At 68.5% G+C, this 18,495-nt stretch carries 6 protein-coding genes; all 6 read left to right on the forward strand.

From position 1 onward, the window contains the following. The first annotated feature begins 81 nt into the window (after positions 1–81). The 6 genes from AC4OR5_RS27150 to AC4OR5_RS27175 all read left to right on the forward strand — a co-directional run bounded on the left by AC4OR5_RS27150 (position 82) and on the right by AC4OR5_RS27175 (position 18,461). The gene (locus AC4OR5_RS27150; RefSeq protein WP_058160278.1) at positions 82–12,615 is read left to right on the forward strand and encodes a filamentous hemagglutinin family protein; all 12,534 of its coding nucleotides are present in this window, start codon (positions 82–84) and stop codon (positions 12,613–12,615) included. Positions 12,616–13,006: 391 nt separating this feature from the next. Next, positions 13,007–13,609 (forward strand): transposase, encoded by a 603-nt coding sequence (locus AC4OR5_RS27155; protein WP_003085362.1) that lies wholly within the window; start codon positions 13,007–13,009, stop codon positions 13,607–13,609. A 164-nt stretch (positions 13,610–13,773) separates the two neighbouring features. Continuing rightward, complete coding sequence (locus AC4OR5_RS27160; RefSeq protein ID WP_023096069.1) at positions 13,774–15,408, forward strand: ShlB/FhaC/HecB family hemolysin secretion/activation protein; 1,635 nt, start codon at positions 13,774–13,776, stop codon at positions 15,406–15,408. 23 nt (positions 15,409–15,431) lie between these two features. Further along, positions 15,432–17,279: a DUF2341 domain-containing protein gene (locus tag AC4OR5_RS27165; protein WP_058160277.1), complete on the forward strand. Its 1,848-nt coding sequence runs from the start codon at positions 15,432–15,434 to the stop codon at positions 17,277–17,279. Between the two features lie 10 nt (positions 17,280–17,289). Then, on the forward strand, positions 17,290–17,709 hold the full coding sequence (locus AC4OR5_RS27170) for an ExbD/TolR family protein (RefSeq protein WP_003085366.1): 420 nt from the start codon (positions 17,290–17,292) through the stop codon (positions 17,707–17,709). An 8-nt stretch (positions 17,710–17,717) separates the two neighbouring features. Beyond that, positions 17,718–18,461 (forward strand): energy transducer TonB family protein, encoded by a 744-nt coding sequence (locus AC4OR5_RS27175; protein ID WP_023112397.1) that lies wholly within the window; start codon positions 17,718–17,720, stop codon positions 18,459–18,461. Positions 18,462–18,495: the final 34 nt, after the last annotated feature.

Genomic DNA, 18,495 nt, shown 5'->3' on the forward strand with positions numbered 1-18,495 from the left:
TGTCGCGGGCTGTCTTTCTATCAGGAATGCGCGTTGGCAAGCCGACGCGTCGAGTTGAACACGCCCAAGGAATCTCGCGTCATGCCGTCTCGTCCGTTCGTGCCGTCGTCCCCCGTCACCGTTTCGCTCGATGGCGGCTTGCCGCGGCTGAAACCGCTGGCGCAGATCATCGCCTTGCTCATGGTTGCAGGTGGCGCCCAGGCTTCCCAGCCGTTCAGCGCCGCCTGGTTCGCCGCCAAGGGCGCCCAGCAGAGCGCCGGGGCGGCGCGTCCGGGTGCGCAGTTGCCGGGCATGACGCCACCGCCGCTGGCCCAGCAGCAGAAGGTCAACCAGCAGTTGCAGCGTTCGCTGCAAAACCTCAACAACACCGTGGCGGCCATCGCCGCGCAGCAGGCCGCCCAGGCGGCGGGACGCCAGGCTGCGCTGGCGGCGCCGACGGACATCCCGGACGGCCTGGGCGAGGGCGGCCTGAAGGTGGACGCCTCCCTGCCTTTCGAGCAGGCCTGGCAGAACGCCAAGGCGCCAGTGCAGTCGCAGGCCGACGGGCGTACCACGGTGATGGTCGAGCAGACCGCGGATCGGGCGATCCTCAACTGGGAAACCTTCAACATCGGCCGGCAGACCACCCTGCAGTTCGATCAGCAGAGCAACTGGGCGGTGCTCAACCGGGTCAACGACCCGAGCGCCCGGCCGAGCCAGATCCAGGGCCAGATCAAGGCCGACGGCACGGTGATGGTGGCCAACCGCAACGGTGTGGTGTTCAGCGGCAGCAGCCAGGTCAACGTACGCAACCTGGTGGCCGCCGCCGCCAGCATCAGCGACAGCCAGTTCCGCGAACGCGGCCTGTATTTCGACGCCAACGGCAGCCAGCCGAGCTTCACCGACGCCGCCGGCGCGGTACGGGTGGAGCAGGGCGCCTTGCTGCAGACCGCTAATCCGGCCAGCTCCACCGCGGCGGGCGGCTACGTGCTGCTGCTCGGCAGCGAGGTGGAGAACGCCGGGCAGATCGTCACGCCCAAGGGCCAGACCACCCTGGCGGCGGGCGACAGCTTCTACATTCGCCGTGGCGTCGGCACCGATGGCAACCTGCGCTCCACCACCCGCGGCAATGAAGTGGCCACCTCCCTGGCCGCTGACAGCGCCGCCGGCCGGGTGGTCAACCAGGGTCTGATCCAGGCCGCCACCGGCGACATCACCCTGACCGGGCGCCAGGTCCGCCAGGAGGGCGTCGCTCTGTCCAGTAGCTCAACCGACGTGCGCGGCACCATCCACCTGCTCAACTCGGCCAGCGACGCCAGGGGCAGCGTGGTCCTGGGCGAGGGCAGCACCACCGCGGTGCTGGTCGATGCCAGCGGCGCCGGCGCCCTCGACAGCCAGCGCGACGCCGCCCAGCAGGCGCTGGATGGCACCACGCCGACCAACAACGTGATCGGTCGTTTCGACAACCTCAGCCGGGTCGCCGATCGCAGCGAGCAGTCGCGGGTCGAGATCGTCAGCGGCGGTAGCGTGGATTTCCAGGGCGGCTCGCTGACCCTGGCCAGCGGCGGCCAGGTGGCGGTCAGCGCGGCGGGCCGGAGCCTGCTGCGCGACGGCGCGCAGGTGGACGTCGCCGGCGCCGTCGGGGTGAAGGTGGCGATGGAAAGCAACAACATCCAGATCAATGTCCAGGGCAACGAGCAGCGCGACGCGCCGGTCAACCGCGACGGCGGCGGACTGGCCAGCAATGATGTCTGGGTCGATGCCCGCGAACTGGTCCTGGTTCCGGCCGGCACCAACGGCTACGCCACCGATCGCTGGTATACCGCCGGCGGCCTGCTGGAACTGGGTGGCTACCTTGGCACGCGCAACCATTCGGCCGGCGAGTGGATGGCCCAGGGCGGCACCCTGACCTTCACCGGCGGCGAACTGGTGAGCCAGCCCGGCTCGACGGTCAACCTCTCCGGCGGGACCCTCGATGTGCAAGGCGGCCTGATCCGGCAGACCTGGCTCAAGGGCAGCGACGGACGTCTCTACGAAATCTCCCGCGCCCCCGGCGACCTGCTCTACGAGGGCATCTACCGCGGCTATGAGGACAGCAGCCCGCGCTGGGGGCAGACGCGCTATTTCTACAATCCGCTGATCGCCCCGCAGAGCCGTTACGAGAGCGGCTACATGGTCGGCCGCGATGCTGGCCGCCTGGTGGTCGGCACCGCTTCGGCGGTGCTCGAGGGCGACCTGCTCGGCAAGGTATTCCAGGGCGAGCGCCAGGTGCGCGCGCCGCAGCCGGGGGCGGATGGCTACCAGCAGGCGCAGAACGCAGTGGCGCGCGGCGCCGAGCTGATCGTGGGCAGCTATACCCCGCGCTACGAAAGTGCCAGCGGCAACGTGCTGTACAACCTTGCGCCGACCCTGCAGCAGGTGCGCCTGGCCGATGGCGGCGAGCCGCTGGCGGCGAATCTGGACCTGGATACCGCGCTGGCCGACGAACAGCGGGGCGTCCTCCTGCTCGACAGCGAACGGCTGTCGGGTTTCGAGTTGGGGGCGCTGCGCGTGGCCGCCCGTGAGCGGATCGCGGTGGACAATGCCCTGCAGGTCGGCGATGGCGGCGAGATCGTCCTGTACGCGCCCGAGGTCGAGGTGAACGCCGACCTCACGGCGCGCGCCGGCAGTTTGCGCCTGGGCAACGTTCTGGAGCAGGTGGAGGTGGCCCGTGGCGAGCGGATCGATACCTATCTCACCCCCGCCGCCGGCCAACGTGCCGCCCTGACCCTGGGCGATGGCGTGACGCTGGATGCGCGTGGCCTCTGGAGCAACCAGGTGCAGGGCGGCGTGGATGCCGATCGAGCTTATCTCGACGGCGGGCGGATTTCCCTGCGTAGCAGCGGCGACCTGTCGCTGGGCGATGGCAGCCGGATCGACGTGTCGTCCGGGGCCGCGTTGCTCGCCGATGGCAAACAGGTGGGCGGCAAGGGCGGCGACCTGACGCTGTCGGCCAATACCGGCTCGGCGGCAGGTGACGGCCGCCTGCAACTGGGCGGCGAACTGGCCGGCCATGGCGTCGCCGGCGCCGGCACCCTGAGCGTCCAGGCACCGCGGGTGAGCATTGGCGCGGCGGCGCAGGACGGCACCCTGGCGCTGGCCGCCGGGTTCTTCGACAAGGGCTTCGCCAGTTACCAGGTGATCGGCGAGCAGGGACTGGAAGTGGCGGAAGGCGCACAGGTGAAGGTGCTGCGTCCGCTGTACCGTTTCCGCGACGACGCCATCAGCGTCGCCAGTGGCGCCGACCCGCTGCTCGCGCTGGAGCCTTGGCTGACGCCGCTATACGAGGAGCGGCCGGCCGACGGCGAACTGCGCCAGCGTCCCGGCGCCAGCCTGTTCCTGCAGGCCGGCAGCCGCCAGAGCGGTGCCGGGCAGGTGGCCGACAGCGTCCTCGACATCGGTCGTGGCAGCCTGCTGGAGGTCGATCCCGGCCAGCGCATCGAGCTGCGCAGCGTCGGCCAGTTGAACGTCGATGGTCGCCTGAACGCCTGGGGCGGCTCGATCGAACTGGGCAGCGTGGCGTTGCCCGATCCGGTGCGCGACCAGGTCGAGAGCGTCGGCCACCAGCGCGCCATCCGCGTTGGCGAGCAGGGTGTGCTCGATGTCGCCGCACGCGCTGCGACCGCGCTGGACTTCCAGGGGCGGCGCTACGGCCAGGTGGCCGATGGTGGCAGCATCGTCATCGGCGGCACGGTCGAACATGCCAGCGGCAAGGCCGATGCCGCCGAACTGTTCATCGACCTGCGCCCGGGAAGCCTGCTGGATGCCTCCGGCACCCAGGCGCTTCTGGACGTGCCCGGAGTCGGCCAGACCCGGGTCAGCAGCGCCGGCGGCAGTATCTCCCTGGCGTCGGCCAATGGCTTGTACCTGGATGGCGACCTGCGCGCCTTCGCCGGCGGGGAAGGTGCCGCCGCCGGCAGCCTGACGCTGGCGCTGGCCACGCCGAACTACCTGACCAGCCTGGCGACCGACCAGGTGCTGCGCCCGCGCGAGCTGATCGTCGGCCAGCAGCGCGAAGCCGCCGGGGAAGGGCGAGACTATGCCTATGGCCATGGCCGCCTGGCGGCGAGCCAGGTACAGGATGGCGGGTTCGGTGACCTGACCCTGTTCAGCGACGGCCTGCTGAGTTTCGCCGGCGATCTGGAGCTGTCCCTGGCGCAACGTTTGCGCCTCTACAGCGGGGCATTGGGGCTTGGCGAAGGCGCCGCCGGCGATAGCCGGGTCAGGTTGTCGGCACCGTCCCTGCTGTTGGCGGGAGCATTCGTCAACGAAGCGGCGGAGAACAACGAAACCCAGCCGCTGTCGACCGGCCTGTTCGAGGTTTCCAGGCAACCTAGCGAGGCGCTCTTCGAAGCCAGCGCGCAGGTGCTGGATATCCGCGACAGCCTGGTCTTCGGCTCGCGTGGCAGTTTCCGCGACGCCAGTGGCGGGACGCAGACGATTGACCGGCGTGGCTTCGACCGGGTCGAGCTGTCCAGCACGGGCGACATGCGTTTGCTGGCGGGGAACGCGACGCCCGTAGAGCGCATCAACACCCAGGTGCTCAGTGGCGGCGATCTGCTCATCCGCGCTGCGCAGCTCTATCCGGGCACCGGGGCGGGCGCGCGGATTCTCGCCGGCTACGGCTACCAGGCCGATGGCGCCGCTGCGGCGTTCGACCCGGCGCGCAGCTTGCGTATCGAGCGCAGCGACGCGACGACGCCAGAGCAGCCCCTGGCGGTCTTCGGTCGCTTGTCGCTGGGGGCGGCGAGCGTCGTTCAGGGCGGCGTCGTGCGCGCTCCGTTGGGCTATCTGGAAATCGGCCAGAACGCCGACAAGGTCGAGTTGTTGTCTGGCAGCCTGACCTCGGTCAGCGGCGCCGGCCTGACCTTGCCCTACGGCGGCACGGTAGACGGCCAGGTCTGGCGCTATGCCGGGGAGGAAATCGCCCTGACCGGCGTCGGCGGTAGCTTCAACGAGAGGGGGATAATGGATACCGGGGTCGACCTGGGTGGCCGCTCCGTACGGGTGGCGTCCGGAGCGACGCTGGATCTTTCCGGCGGCGGCGAACTGCTCGGCGCCGGTTTCGTTTCCGGCCGCGGTGGCTCCACCGATGCGCGCTACAACCCGCTGGTGCGTTTCGACGAGGAGGGCCGCTTCGACCTGCCGGGATTGGCCGACAATCCGATCTACGCCATTGTGCCCGGGGTTCAGCGCATCGCGCCGGTGGCCGCCGAAGGCGGCGCCGTCGACCCGCTGGTCGGCCAGCAGATCAGCATCGGTAGCGGCGTGCCCGGCCTGTCGGCGGGAACCTACACCCTGTTGCCGTCGACCTACGCCCTGCTGCCCGGCGCGTACCGGGTCGAACTCAACGGCCAGGCCGGGCTGGGACGGGCAGCGCCCACCCAGCTCATGCGCAGCGGCTCCTGGTCGCTGGCCGGGCAGTTGTCCCTCGCCGGCACCGGGGTGCGCGACGAACTGTTCCGCCAGGTGCTGCTGACCCCGGCGGATGTGCTGCGGCGCCATTCGCAGTACAACGAAACGAGTTACAGCGACTTCGCCATGGCCGATGCTGCTCGCCGTGGCATCCCGCGGCCGATGCTGCCGGTGGATGCGCGCAGCCTGCGCCTTGACCTGCTCGCCGGTGGCGGTGCCGATGCGCTGGCGTTCGACGGCACTGGGCTGTTCCAGGCCGCCAGAGGCGGCTATGGCGGTAGTCTGGTGGTATTGGGCAACAACCAGCGGATCGAGATCGTCGGCGCCGGCGCGCAGGCCAGCGAGGGGTTCCAGGGCGTGACGCTGCGGGCCGACGATCTCAACGCCTTCGGTGCGGCGCGCATGGTGATCGGCTCGACGCCAGCAGTACTCTACGGGCAAGGCGGCAATTACGTCACCTTTGACATCACCGATGGCGCGCAAAGCATCGTCCTGCGCAATGGCGCCGAACTGGCCGCACCCGAGGTGTTCCTCCTGGCGAATCGGCCGGGGGAGGCGATCAGCCTTGAACAAGGTGCCGCCATTGTCACCCTAGGGCGGGGGGCTGCTGCCTACGATGCACGGGATGGCTTCCTGTATGCGTCGGGAGGGCGTTCCATGCTCGCCCTGTCGAACGGCGTGCTGAACGTCTTGCCACCGGAAGCCGGAACGCCGGACAGTGGTCCCGGCGACATCCTGCTTGGCGTTCCCGCTGCCGATGGTGTGGCCGGCGAAACCCGGCTGTATTCCGAGGGCAGTCTGGTCGCGGCCACCGACAAGCGCTTCGTGCTCGACGGCAGCGTGCGTTACGGCACCCGCAACCTGACCCTGGCGGCGGGCGGCTTCAATGTCGGCGAGCAGGCGCTGCTGGCCGAACTGGCCGAGCGCGGTGTGCTGCCGACCGGGTTGGCGCTCGACCAGCAAGTGCTCGACCGCCTGCTGCAGGGTGATGCGTCGGAGGGCGCGCCGCCCCTGGAGACGCTGGTGCTGAACGCCCGCGACGCGTTCAACTTCTACGGCGACGTCAGCCTCGATTCCTACGATCCGAGCAGCGGTCGCTCCCGCTTGTCGCGCCTGGTGCTGGGCACCCCGGCGATCTATGGCTACGGCGACAGCGACAGCGTCGCCTCGATCCGCACCTCCAACCTGATCTGGAATGGCGCGCAGACGCCGGCTGCCGGGGTCATCGCCGGCGGCGCCGGCAGTGGCCAGGGCACGCTGGACATCCGCAGCGAACGCCTGGAGTTCGGCTACGGTCCCTTCAGCCAGCCCAGCGCCATCGACAGTTACCAGCGCCTGGCGCTGGGCTTCGCCACGGTCAACCTGGCGGCCAGCGAGCGGATCACCGCCAACCACAAGGGTAGCCTCGCGGTCTATCAGAGCCAGGGCGAGTATCGGGCTGGTAGCGGCTACGCATACAGCGGCGGCGATCTCAACCTGATCACACCCTTGCTCACCGGCGAGGCCGGCTCGCGCAACAGCCTGCTGGCGGGCGGTGCGTTGCGGGTCAGCGCGGGGGGCGACGGCGCGGCATCCACCCCGGTCGAACTGGCCAATGGTGCACTGGGCGCCGAACTGGCCCTGGAGGGCGCCAGCCTGCTGCTGGACACCCGCGTCGGCCTGCCCAGCGGCAAGTTGAGCCTGACCGCGCAGGAGGACCTGGAACTGGGCGCCGGCGCCCAGCTCGACCTGGCCGGGCGCGCGCTGCGTTTCGACGACGTGACCCGCTACAGCTGGGGCGGCGAAGTCAACCTGCTGAGCCACGGCGGCAACATCCGCCAGGCCGGCGCTTCGCGCATCGACCTGTCGGCGAGCAACAACCAGGCCGGTAGCCTGACGGCGGTGGCGCTGGACAGCGCGGCCGGCGTGGTCGACCTGCAAGGGCAGATCCTGGCGGCGAGCAGCGGCGAATACGACGCTGGCGGCACCCTGGTGCCATACGCCGCGGGCAGCGTCGAGATCCGTGCCCAGCGGCTGGGCGAGGACGGTACGCCAGACAGCCTGTTCGCCGCTCTCAACCAGCGCCTGAATGCCGGTCAGGTGTTCGGTGCGCGCAGTTTCCAGATCAAGCAGGGCGACCTGAACATCGGCAACGACGTCAGGGCCTCGACGATCGAGGTGTCGCTGGATGGTGGCCATCTGAGCGTGAACGGCGTGCTCGACGCCAGCGGCGAGCAGGTCGGCAGTATCCGCCTGGCCGCCAAGCAGGGCCTGAGCATCGGTGGCGAGGCGCTGCTCGATGCCCATGGGCGGCGGCTACGGGTGGACAGCTACGGCAAGATCATCGATTCGCCGAACCGCGCGCTGATCGAGCTGAACGCCGGAGACGGGCTGCTCAGCCTCGGCGCCGGTGCCCGTATCGACCTGCGCCACGGCACCGAGGTGGCAGCGGGAAGCGCGCCCGGGCAGAACGACGGCGTCGCCCGCGGCACCCTCGACCTGTACGCGCCGCGTCTGGGCGGGGCGACGGCGGGCGATATCGCCATCGACGCCGGTGCGCCGCTGCAGATCCTTGGTGCCCGCGCCATCACCCTCAGTGCCGTGCAGCGCTACGACGACGCGCCGGTCGCCGCTCTGCCGGCGAGCAACGGCCGGCCGTACCAGGAGATCACCCAGGCCTACCTGGATGGCAAGCACCAGCAGAGCGAACTGTTCATGCAGGCGGCGTTGGCCAATAGCGCCCTGCTCGACGGCAAGCTGGCTGGATTGAACAATGCCACCTACGCGGAAGCTTTCCACCTGCGCCCCGGGCTGGAGATCGTCAGCGCCACGGCCGATGGCGACCTGGTGGTGCAGGGCGACCTGGACCTGTCGGGCCATCGCTACGCCAGTCTCAACCCGCGGACGGCGAAAACCTCGGTATACGGCTCCGGCGAGGCCGGTTCGCTGGCGATCCGCGCCGGCGGCGACCTGAACATTTACGGCAGCGTCACCGACGGTTTCGCCCCGCCGCCGGAAACCGACGACGATCAGGGCTGGTTGCTGCTAGCCGGCCAGGATCACCTGGGCGGCGATCGGGTGGTGCCGACGGCTGGCGTGCGGCTGGACGACGACAGCTTCTTCCCGGCCGGCAAGACGCTCAACTTCGAACTGCCGATCAAGGCCATGACCCTGGCCGCCGGTACCCGGCTGCCGGTCGAGGCGGTGCTCAGCCAGCCACTGCAACTGCCGGCGGGAACGGTGCTCGAGGGAGCGTTGCTGGATGCCGCCGGCAACCTGCTCCGGCCGGCCGGCAGCCTGCTTGGCGAGGCTCTGGACCTGCCCGCCGGCACCCGCCTCGGCGCCGGCAGCCGTCTGCCGCTGGCGACGCCCGTGACGGGGATGACCTGGCCGGGCGGCGTGCCGCTGCCCGGCCGCGCCACGCTGGCCAACGACGAAGTCGACGGCGTGCGTCTGGCCGGTGGACTGGCCTTGCGCGCCGGGGCCTTCCTGCCGGCTGGCAGCGATATCCGCCTGCCCGATGGCGCCGCGTCGGTGGACGTACGCCCGGCCGGTGCGGTTTCGCACAATTGGGCCATCGCGCCGATGCTGGCGGCCGGTTCGCAGTCCTGGAGCGTGCGCCTGGTGGCTGGCGCCGATCTGCAGGCGGCCGATCCGCGGCTGACCGATCCGCGTTCCAGCGGGCAGATGCGCCTCGCCGATACGCACTACGGCATGCGGCGCATACCGGCGGCGGGTGGTGGGCTGGTATGGACCCAGGAAGGGGTGGATAACTGGGGCGATCCTAGCCTCAAGCCCGGTGATCCACTGGACCCGGAGGCTTTGGGCTACCCGACCATCTGCGACGATTTCCCGACCTGGTGCGCCGCGAGTTCGGGCGGCATGGTGTGGACCGAGGAAGGGGTGGCAGGATGGGGCGACCCCGGCATCAAGCCGGGCGACCCACTGGACCCGGAGGCTTTGGGCTACCCGACCATCTGTGACGATTTCCCGACCTGGTGCGCTGCGTCCAGCGACGACTATGCGCTGGAAGCCGAACCCTACGCTTCGCGCTTCAGCGTGCTGCGCACCGGCACTGGCGATCTCGACCTGTTCGCCGCCGGCAACCTGCGTATGGATTCGCCATTCGGAGTCTACACCGCCGGTACCGCGAGCGCGGTCGATTCCAGCTACAACCTGGCGCGTGCCAGGGACGGCGGCAGCGTTCTGCGCGATCCGGCGCTGGGCGGTTACGAGCAATGGGTGGACGGCGGCGAACAGAGCCTCTACAGCGCTTGGTACCCGACCCTGGGCGGCAACCTGACGCTGGCGGTCGGTGGCGATCTGCGCGGCGATGTGCTGGGTCGGTTGTCCGGCGCCGTACCCAACGCCGGCTACGACTCGGCGGCCGTCGGCAACTGGCTCTGGCGCCAGGGCAGCGGTTCGACCGCCGGTACGGCCGACCGCACCGCCTGGTGGATCAATTTCGGCACCTATGCGCGCCAGCCGGGCGGCGATGGAGCGGCTGCCGCCACGCAGCAGGTGGGCTTCACCGGCATCGGCACCCTGGGCGGTGGCGATCTGAGCCTGAAGGTCGCGGGCGATGCGGGCGTCATCGAGGCGCGCACGTCCAGCGTTCCGCAGGAAACGTCGCAGCGCAGCCAGGGGCTGGTGCTGGCGGTGGGCGGTAGCGGCCGGGTAGGCGCCGATGGCCAACTGACCCTGAGCGGCGGCGGAGACATGGACGTACGTATCGGCGGTGCGCTCAACCCGTTGACGCCCTTCGATCAGGGCAGTTCACTGTACGGCGCGATGGTCAACCTGCGCGGCAATGCTCAGGTCCGGGCGACGAGCCTGGGTGGTATCGATCTGATCTATGGTCGTCTGGATAGCGATCAGGTTCCGGGCGAACGGCGCGCCTACGATCCCTTCGTCTCGACCCTCGGCCTGGCCAACGGCGGGCCGACGCTGGTGCCGGGCGACGCCACCTTCAGCCTGAACAGCCTGGGTGATCTGGTGCTGCAGGGGGTGGTCGATCCTGGGCGGACGCCATTGATGAACGGCACCCCCTATACCAGCGCCAGCGGTGTCGAGGGTTACGGCCTGAGCGGTTTCTCGTTGTGGACCGAACGCACGGCGCTCGACCTGACGTCAGCGGGAGGCAACCTGACCCCGGTTTCCCGAGGCAGGACGGAACAGGACACCGATTCCGCGCTGGTCTATCCGGCGAAGCTGTCGGCCGTGGCGCTGACCGGCAGCCTCTATTATGGCAACGCGACACTCCGCTCAAACGCTCGCAGCGACAGGACCGCGCTGGTCCTGGCACCGTCGAGTCAGGGCCGTCTCGACCTGCTGGCCGGCGACTCCATCTACGCCGGCGGCTACAGCATCAGCCGTTCCGGCGCCAGCGCAGGCAGCCTGGCCACGCCGCTGAATCCGAGCTACCAGGGCTATACCGGGATCACGCTGCAGGTCGACAACCTGTCCAGCGACGGCAGCCGCGCCAACCAGGAGCGCTTCCCGTTGTTCGCCTTCGGCGCCAACAGCGTTTCCGGCGAATGGGGTGCGGCGCTGGAACCGTCGCGCTTCTACGCCCTTGCGGGCGATCTGGTCGGTGTCGACAGTGGCCGGCTGCTACGCTACACCGGGACCAGCGATGTGCGTTTCGGCCAGTTGCGTTACGAGGGGCATGGGGCGGTGCGCATGATCGCCGGCCGTGACATCGTCAGCAGCGGCACTGGGTTGGGCTCCGAGCGGACCGCGAACGACAACATGGGGGACTACGCCAGCAGCGGCAATCTGTTCGTCAATACCTCGGCTACCGACGTGTCGCTGGTGCAAGCGGGGCGCGACATCCTCTACGGCAACTTCAACGTCGCGGGACCGGGCAGCCTGGAGATCAGCGCTGGACGCAACCTGCTGATGAACGACGAGGTGGCGGTCACCAGCCTGGGGGCGGTCGCCGCGGGCGACACGCGCTCCGGCGCCAGCATAGTCCTGCAGGCGGGCGCCAGCCAGGCGGACTACTCCGGCTTCCTCCGGCGTTACCTGGAGCTCGACAACCTGGCGCAGGCAGGAACGCCCCTGGCGGAACAGCCCGGCAAGGTGGTACGGACCTACGAAAACGAATTGATCGAATGGTTGAGCGGGCGTTATGGCTTCAGCGGCGACGCCCTGCAGGCGCGGGAGTTTCTCGCCGGTCTGCCGGCGGAGCAGCAGCGGATCTTCGCCCGCGATGTGTACTTCGCCGAGCTCAAGGCCGGCGGCCGCGAGTACAACGAAGTCGGCGGGGTGCGCCAGGGCAGCTACCTGCGCGGGCGCAACGCGATCGCCGCGCTGTTCCCCGAGCGCGATCCGGCGGGCAATCCGATCAGCTACGAAGGCGATATCGTTATGTACGGCGGTGCCGGCGTGCACACCAACTTCGGTGGCGACATCCAGTTGCTCACCCCGGGTGGGCAGCAGGTATTCGGTATCGAAGGTGAGGCGCCGCCGTCCACCGCCGGTGTGGTGACCCAGGGCGTTGGCAATATCCGTTCCTACGCCCTGGGCAGCATCCTGCTCGGCCAGAGCCGGGTGATGACCACCTTCGGCGGAGATATCCAGATCTGGTCGGCCGAGGGTGACATCAATGCCGGTCGCGGCAGCAAGACCACCGTGGTCTACACCCCGCCGCGGCGCATCTACGACGCCTGGGGCAACGTCAGCCTGTCGCCGCAGGTGCCCAGCACCGGCGCCGGTATCGCCACCCTCAACCCGATTCCCGAAGTGGCGCCGGGCGACATCGACCTGATCGCCCCGCTCGGCACCATCGATGCCGGCGAGGCGGGCATCCGGGTCTCCGGCAACGTCAACGTGGCGGCGCTGCAGGTGGTCAACGCGGCGAACATCCAGACCCAGGGCCAGTCCAGCGGCATTCCGCTGGTGGCTTCGGTGAATACCGGTGCGTTGACCTCCGCCAGCGCCGCGGCGAGTTCCGCGACCCAGGCGGCGGAGGACGTCAGTCGCCAGCAGCAGGCCGCCGCGCGGCAGCGCATGCCGTCGGTGATCACGGTGCAGGTGCTCGGGTTCGGCAACGAGCGCCTGGAGCCTTCGCGCGACGGCGCCAGTCGTTCGCCGGGCTACAACCCGGACAGCGCCGTGCAGGTGCTCGGCGCCGGAGCCCTCGGCGAACAGGCGCGCAGCCAATTGACCGATGAAGAGCGCGGCAACCTGATCCTGTAAGGCACCGCCGCGGAGGCACGATACCCGCCAGGCCCTCCCCACGGAGGGCCTTTTTTTCGGCGAACTTCCGAGGCGCTGGTCGATTCTCGGGTGAATGCCCGTTCGTCCCCGCCGGCGGCGCGCGAACGGCCGGTCGCATGAAGTTTTCATGACAAAAGTTCGGTGGTGCGGCGGGGTTGCCGTCAAACAGGTGTGAATGAGGAAAACGGAATTCAGTGGTGAAAGGCAGGGACGGGAACGAAAGGAATCGGCCATTTCCCGGTTGCGCTGACCGGTTGCTGGAAATGAGCGTGTCGTTCGAGAAAGACGCGTTCCGCTCTGAAACAAGAGAACAGTATCCGCTAACGGCCGTGGTCACTCCGGTGAATACGGCGAAGGACGGTGAGTATTGATGGAAAGTTACTCGAAAGTCGGTATGCAGGAACTTGATCAGCGCCTATCGAAGATCGTCGAAGCCGCACGCAAGAAACCGGTATCGGTTTATCGATATGGGGCGCCATGGGTCTGGATAGTGTCCCAGGAAGATTGGCAGGGTGCGCTCAAGGAAGTGTCCAGCTATATACCGCCGGGACATTCCCTGGCGTTGCTGAAACCGCAAATAGAAAGTCTTCTTGGCGAAGAGGCTAAAGTCCTCTCGGCGCTCGCCCGCGAACATGGCATGCAGTTGGCCCCGGAGCCGCTGATCCATGCGCTGCTGCTGCAACTGCTGTACGCGATTCCCAGCGAGCAGCAGTTGTACGAGCAATTGAACTACAACCTGCTGTATCGCTGGTTCGTCGGCCTGGAAATGAAGCAGAAGATCTGGAGTTTTCCGGTTTTCGTCGGCGATATAACCGTCCTGCTGAACAGCGCGGAGGCGGTAAGGATAATAGGCAGGATTATCGGGGAAGTGATTTCCGGGGATCTCATGCAGATGCCGGAGTTCTCCCTGAACTTCGCCTTGTTGCATACATGGCAAGCGCGCCATGGCGGAGCGCGACGGCTGAATATCTAGCGCGAAAGTGAAAATAGAGAAGAACGAAATTTCATAAGGGCGGGGCGCTGTTTTTAACAGGTTGTTCATGCGTCATCGCTAGTTTGTTGTCTTTCATAGAACTGTTCGATGAACGGACTTATTGCACTAGAACAATAAGTCCCGATGGAACTTCGGGGGACCGTGTGAAGCGTTCGCTGTTCAATTGTGCGCACCCGTTTCGCCAGCGCTGGTCGATCGGTTGCCTGGCTGTCGCATTGTCGTGCGCTTCGCTGGCCGACGAGGCCCCTCCCGCCGCGGCGGGAGCCGAGCCCCAGCGTCTGGTGGACATCAACGAGTACGTGGTACGCGGCAACACCGTGCTGGACAACCGCGCCATCGAGGCGGCGGTGTATCCCTTCCTCGGACCGCAGCGCAGCCTGGGCGACATCGAGGGCGCGCGCGATGCGCTGCAGGCCGCCTACCAGGAGAAGGGCTACCAGTCGGTCTACGTCGAGCTGCCGGAGCAGCAGGTGAGCGGCGGGGTGGTCTACCTGCAGGTCACCGAGACCACTGTCGGTCGCGTCCGGGTGGTCGGCGCCAAGCACTATTCGCCGGTGGAGTTGCGCGAGGAAGTGCCGGCCCTGGAGGAGGGCAAGGTGCCCGACTTCGCCCAGGTCCAGCGCGAGCTGGCGCAGGTCAACCGCACCCCCGGCCGCCAGGTGCTGCCGATGGTGCGCGAGGGCCAGCGGCCCGGCACCATGGACGTCGACCTGCAGGTGGAAGACAAGAATCCCTGGCACGCCAGCATCGGCCTGAACAACGACTACAGCGCCGACACCCGTCACTTGCGCTCGGTGGTTTCGCTGGGCTACGACAACCTCTGGCAACTCGGCCACGCCATCTCGCTGACCTATTTCACCGCGCCGCAGGACCAGGACAACGCCAAGGTCTGGTCCGGCTCCTACACCGCGCCGCTGAGCCAGCGCTGGAGCGTGCAGCTGTCCGGCTACCAGTCCGACAGCGACGTGGCCACGGTGGGCAGCATGAATGTGGTCGGCCAGGGCCATTCCTATGGCGTCGCGGCGATCTACAGCCTACCGGTCACCGGCCTCTGGTCGCACTCGTTCTCCTTCGGCGTCGACTTCAAGGACTTCGAGGAACAGACCCGGATCGGCGGCAACAACGACAGGGTGCCGATCAAGTACGCCCCGCTGACCCTCAGCTACAACGGCTTCCGCTACACCGAACGTTCCCAGTTGGCCCTCGGCCTGAGCCTGGTGGCCGGTACCGGCAGTCTCCTCGGCTACGGCGACGACGACGAGGAATTCGACCGCAAGCGTTATCGCGCCAAGTCCGGCTTCGGTGTGCTCAAGGGCGATCTCAACCACACCCTGACCTTCGGCGGCGACTGGCAGGTGGCGACCAAGGCGGCCTTCCAGCTCGCCTCCGGGCCGCTGATCTCCAACGAACAGTTCGCTGCCGGCGGTGCCACCAGCGTGCGTGGCTACCTGGCGGCGGAGAACACCGCCGACGACGGCTACCTGCTCTCCCAGGAATGGCGTACGCCGTCCCTCGGACGCTTCCTCGGCAAGCGCGCCGGCGGCTACGTCAACGACTGGCGCTTCTACGTGTTCGCCGAGGGCGCGCAACTGCGCCTGCAGGATGCGCTGCCCGAGCAGGACGACGACTTCAGCCTGGCCAGCGTCGGCATCGGCACCCGCGCGCAACTCGCCGACTGGCTGTCCGGCAGCCTCGACTGGGCCTTCCCGCTGCTGGAAGGGACGAACACCGACAAACACGACTCGCGCCTGCATTTCAGCGTGCAGGCGAGCTTCTGACGCTGACCCCGGAGTAACCCCACATGTATCGCTTATTGCTGACATCGCTGATCTGCCTGGGCCTGCTGGCCCCGGCCAGCGCCAGTGCCTGGTGGCAGGACGACTGGCAGTACCGCAAGCAGGTCTCGGTCGATACCACCCCGCAAGGTGCGGCGATCAACGACAGTCTCGGTCGCCTGCCGCTGCTGGTGCGCCTGCATACCGGCAACTTCACCTTCGACGGGGTCAACGAGAACGGCTCGGACATCCGCTTCGTCGCCGCCGACGACAAGACCGTATTGCGCCACCAGGTCGAGAGCTTCGACCCGCTGATGGGCATGGCCCTGATCTGGGTCGACGTGCCGCGGGTGGAGGGTGGCCAGCGCCAGGACATCTGGATGTACTACGGCAACGCCAAGGCGCCGGAGAGCGGCAACGGCCAGTCGGTGTTCGACCCGGACTACACCCTGGTCTATCACTTCGACGGTGCGCCGGGCACTCCGCCGCGGGATTCCACTGCCTACGCCAACAATGCGCAGACCGCCGCCGGCAGTCCGGTGGAGGGCGTCATCGGTCGCTCCGCGCAACTGCTGGGCCAGCCGCTGCTGCTGCCGGCCAGCCCATCGCTGGCGGTGAGCGCCGGTGGCACCTTCAGCTTCAGCGGCTGGGTGCGTCCCGACCAACTGGCCGGCGAACAGGTCCTGCTGTCGCGCCGCGAAGGCGGCAACGCCCTGTTGGTCGGCCTGGCCCAGGGCGCGCCCTTCGTCGAGCTGAACGGTCAGCGCGCTGCCGCCAGCCAGGCCCTGGCGCAGGGGCAATGGCAGCACCTGGCGCTGGTCGCCGACGGTACCCGGCTGGCGCTGTATCTCGGCGGTCGCGAAGTCGCCAGCCTGGCGGCGGCGCTGCCGGCGTTCAGCGGCGTGATCGCCATCGGCGCGGAAGGTCAGGTCGCGCCTGCGGCCGCCACCGAGGCGGCAAGCGGGGAAGGTGAGGCGAGCGCCGCGGCGCCGACCCTGCAACCCTTCCAGGGCGCCATCGACGAGTTGCGCCTGTCGAAGATCGCCCGCCCGGCGGCGCTGCTCCTCGCCGATGCCACCGCCCAGGGCGCCGAGTCGCGCCTGGTGGCCTACGGGGTCGACGAGAAGCAGTCCGGCTTCGGCTTCGGCAAGCTCGGCTTCCTGCTCAACGCAGTGCCGCTGGATGCCTGGGTGATCATCGCGATCCTGGCGCTGATGATGGTCCAGTCGTGGGTCATCATGTACCGCAAGAACCAGAACGTCGGCCGCGTCAGTCGCGCCAACGGGCTGTTCCGCGAGCGCTTCGCCGAGGTCGGCACGCGCCTGGAACTGCTCGCCGACGACCGCGAGCTGGCTGCCCGCCTGCAACACTCCTCGCTGTGGCGCCTGTACCAGGTGGCGGTGAAGGAGATCCGCACCCGCCGCGAGCAGGGCGCCGACACCTCTTCCGTCTCCGCGGCCACCATCGAGGCGATCCGCGCCTCCATGGACGGCGTGCGCACCAAGGAGAACCAGCAGCTCGGCTCGCGCCTGTCGAGCCTGTCCAACGCCATCGCCGGCGGCCCCTACATCGGCCTGCTCGGCACCGTGCTGGGGATCATGGTGGTGTTCCTCGGCACCGCCATGGCCGGCGACGTCAACATCAATGCCATCGCCCCGGGCATGGCCGCCGCCCTGCTGGCCACGGCCATGGGCCTGTTCGTCGCGATCCCCGCGTTGTTCGGCTACAACCGCCTGGTCACGCGGAACAAGGAAGTCAGCGCGGACATGCGGGTGTTCGTCGACGAGTTCGTCACCCGCCTCGCCGAGGTACATGGCGAAAGCCAGCTCAGCGAAGTGGCCCATCGTCGCAACGGCCAGCCGTTGCCGGCCTGAGGAGAACGCCATGGCTTCCGTGAACAGCAGCCACGACGATGACGACGACGGCGCCGTCGACAGCATCAACATCACCCCGCTGGTGGACGTGCTGATGGTGGTGCTGGTGATGTTCATCCTCACCGCCACCGCCCAGGTCGCTGGGATCCAGATCAACCTGCCGAAGGCCAGTGCCACCGTGGCGCTGTCGCAGCCCAAGACCAAGGCGATCTCGGTGAACGACGCCGGCCAGGTGTTCCTCGACGCCTACCCGGTGACCCTGCCCGAGCTGGAGGACCGCCTGCGTACGGAGAAGGCCCTCAACCCCGACTTCCCGGTAGTGGTCCGCGGCGACGCCACGGTGCAGTACCAGAAGGTCATCGAGGTCCTCGACCTGCTGCGCCGCCTGGAGCTGTCCCAGGTCGGCCTGGTCACCGGCAAACCGACCTGAGGCCCGGGATGAACATGTCCGCCGATCCCAAGCACACCCCCGAGCCGAAAAATGCCGCGCCGCTGTCCATCGACGGCCACCCGGCGAACCCGACCCTGCGCTACCTCAAGTGGGGCCTCGGCGCGCTGCTGCTCGCCGGCCTCGCCTGGCTGGTCTGGGAGTGGGCCAACGACATGAGCGGCGTGCGCCGCGAGGCGCCCAAGGTGCCGGCGATCATCCCGCTGCCGCCGCCTCCGCCGCCGCCGGAAAAACCGCCGGAACCGGAGCAGCCGGTGGAAGAGGAAAAGATCGTCGAGCCGGAACCGCAACCCGAACTGGAGGAGGTCAAGCCGCAGGAGGAAGCGCCGCCGTCGCCGGCCGACGACCTGGCCGACCCGATGCAGATGGATGGCGACGCCCAGTCCGGCTCCGACGCTTTCAACATCGGCGCCGGCAAGGGCGGCGGGATGGCCGGTTCCGGCGGCGGTCGCGCCGGCAACGCCAGCTATAGCCAGTACCTGGCCTACGCCTTCCAGCGCCTGCTGCGGGACAACCCGGAGCTGCGCAACCTGGCGTTCCGCCTGCAGGCGGAGATCTGGCTGAGTTCCTCGGGGGATATCACCCGGGCCGAACTGACCCGCTCCAGCGGCGACCCCGAGACCGACCAGAAGGTGCTGGCCGCGCTGCGCGCCGCCGGCCGCCTGGAAGAACGCCCGCCGGCTTCGCTGACCCTGCCGGTGCGCATCGCCCTGCAGGGCAAGCGGCCGGGATGAGAAGACGCCAACCCAGAACGATTTCCGGCAGGCG

The sequence above is a fragment of the Pseudomonas sp. YA1 genome (genome assembly GCF_058680555.1).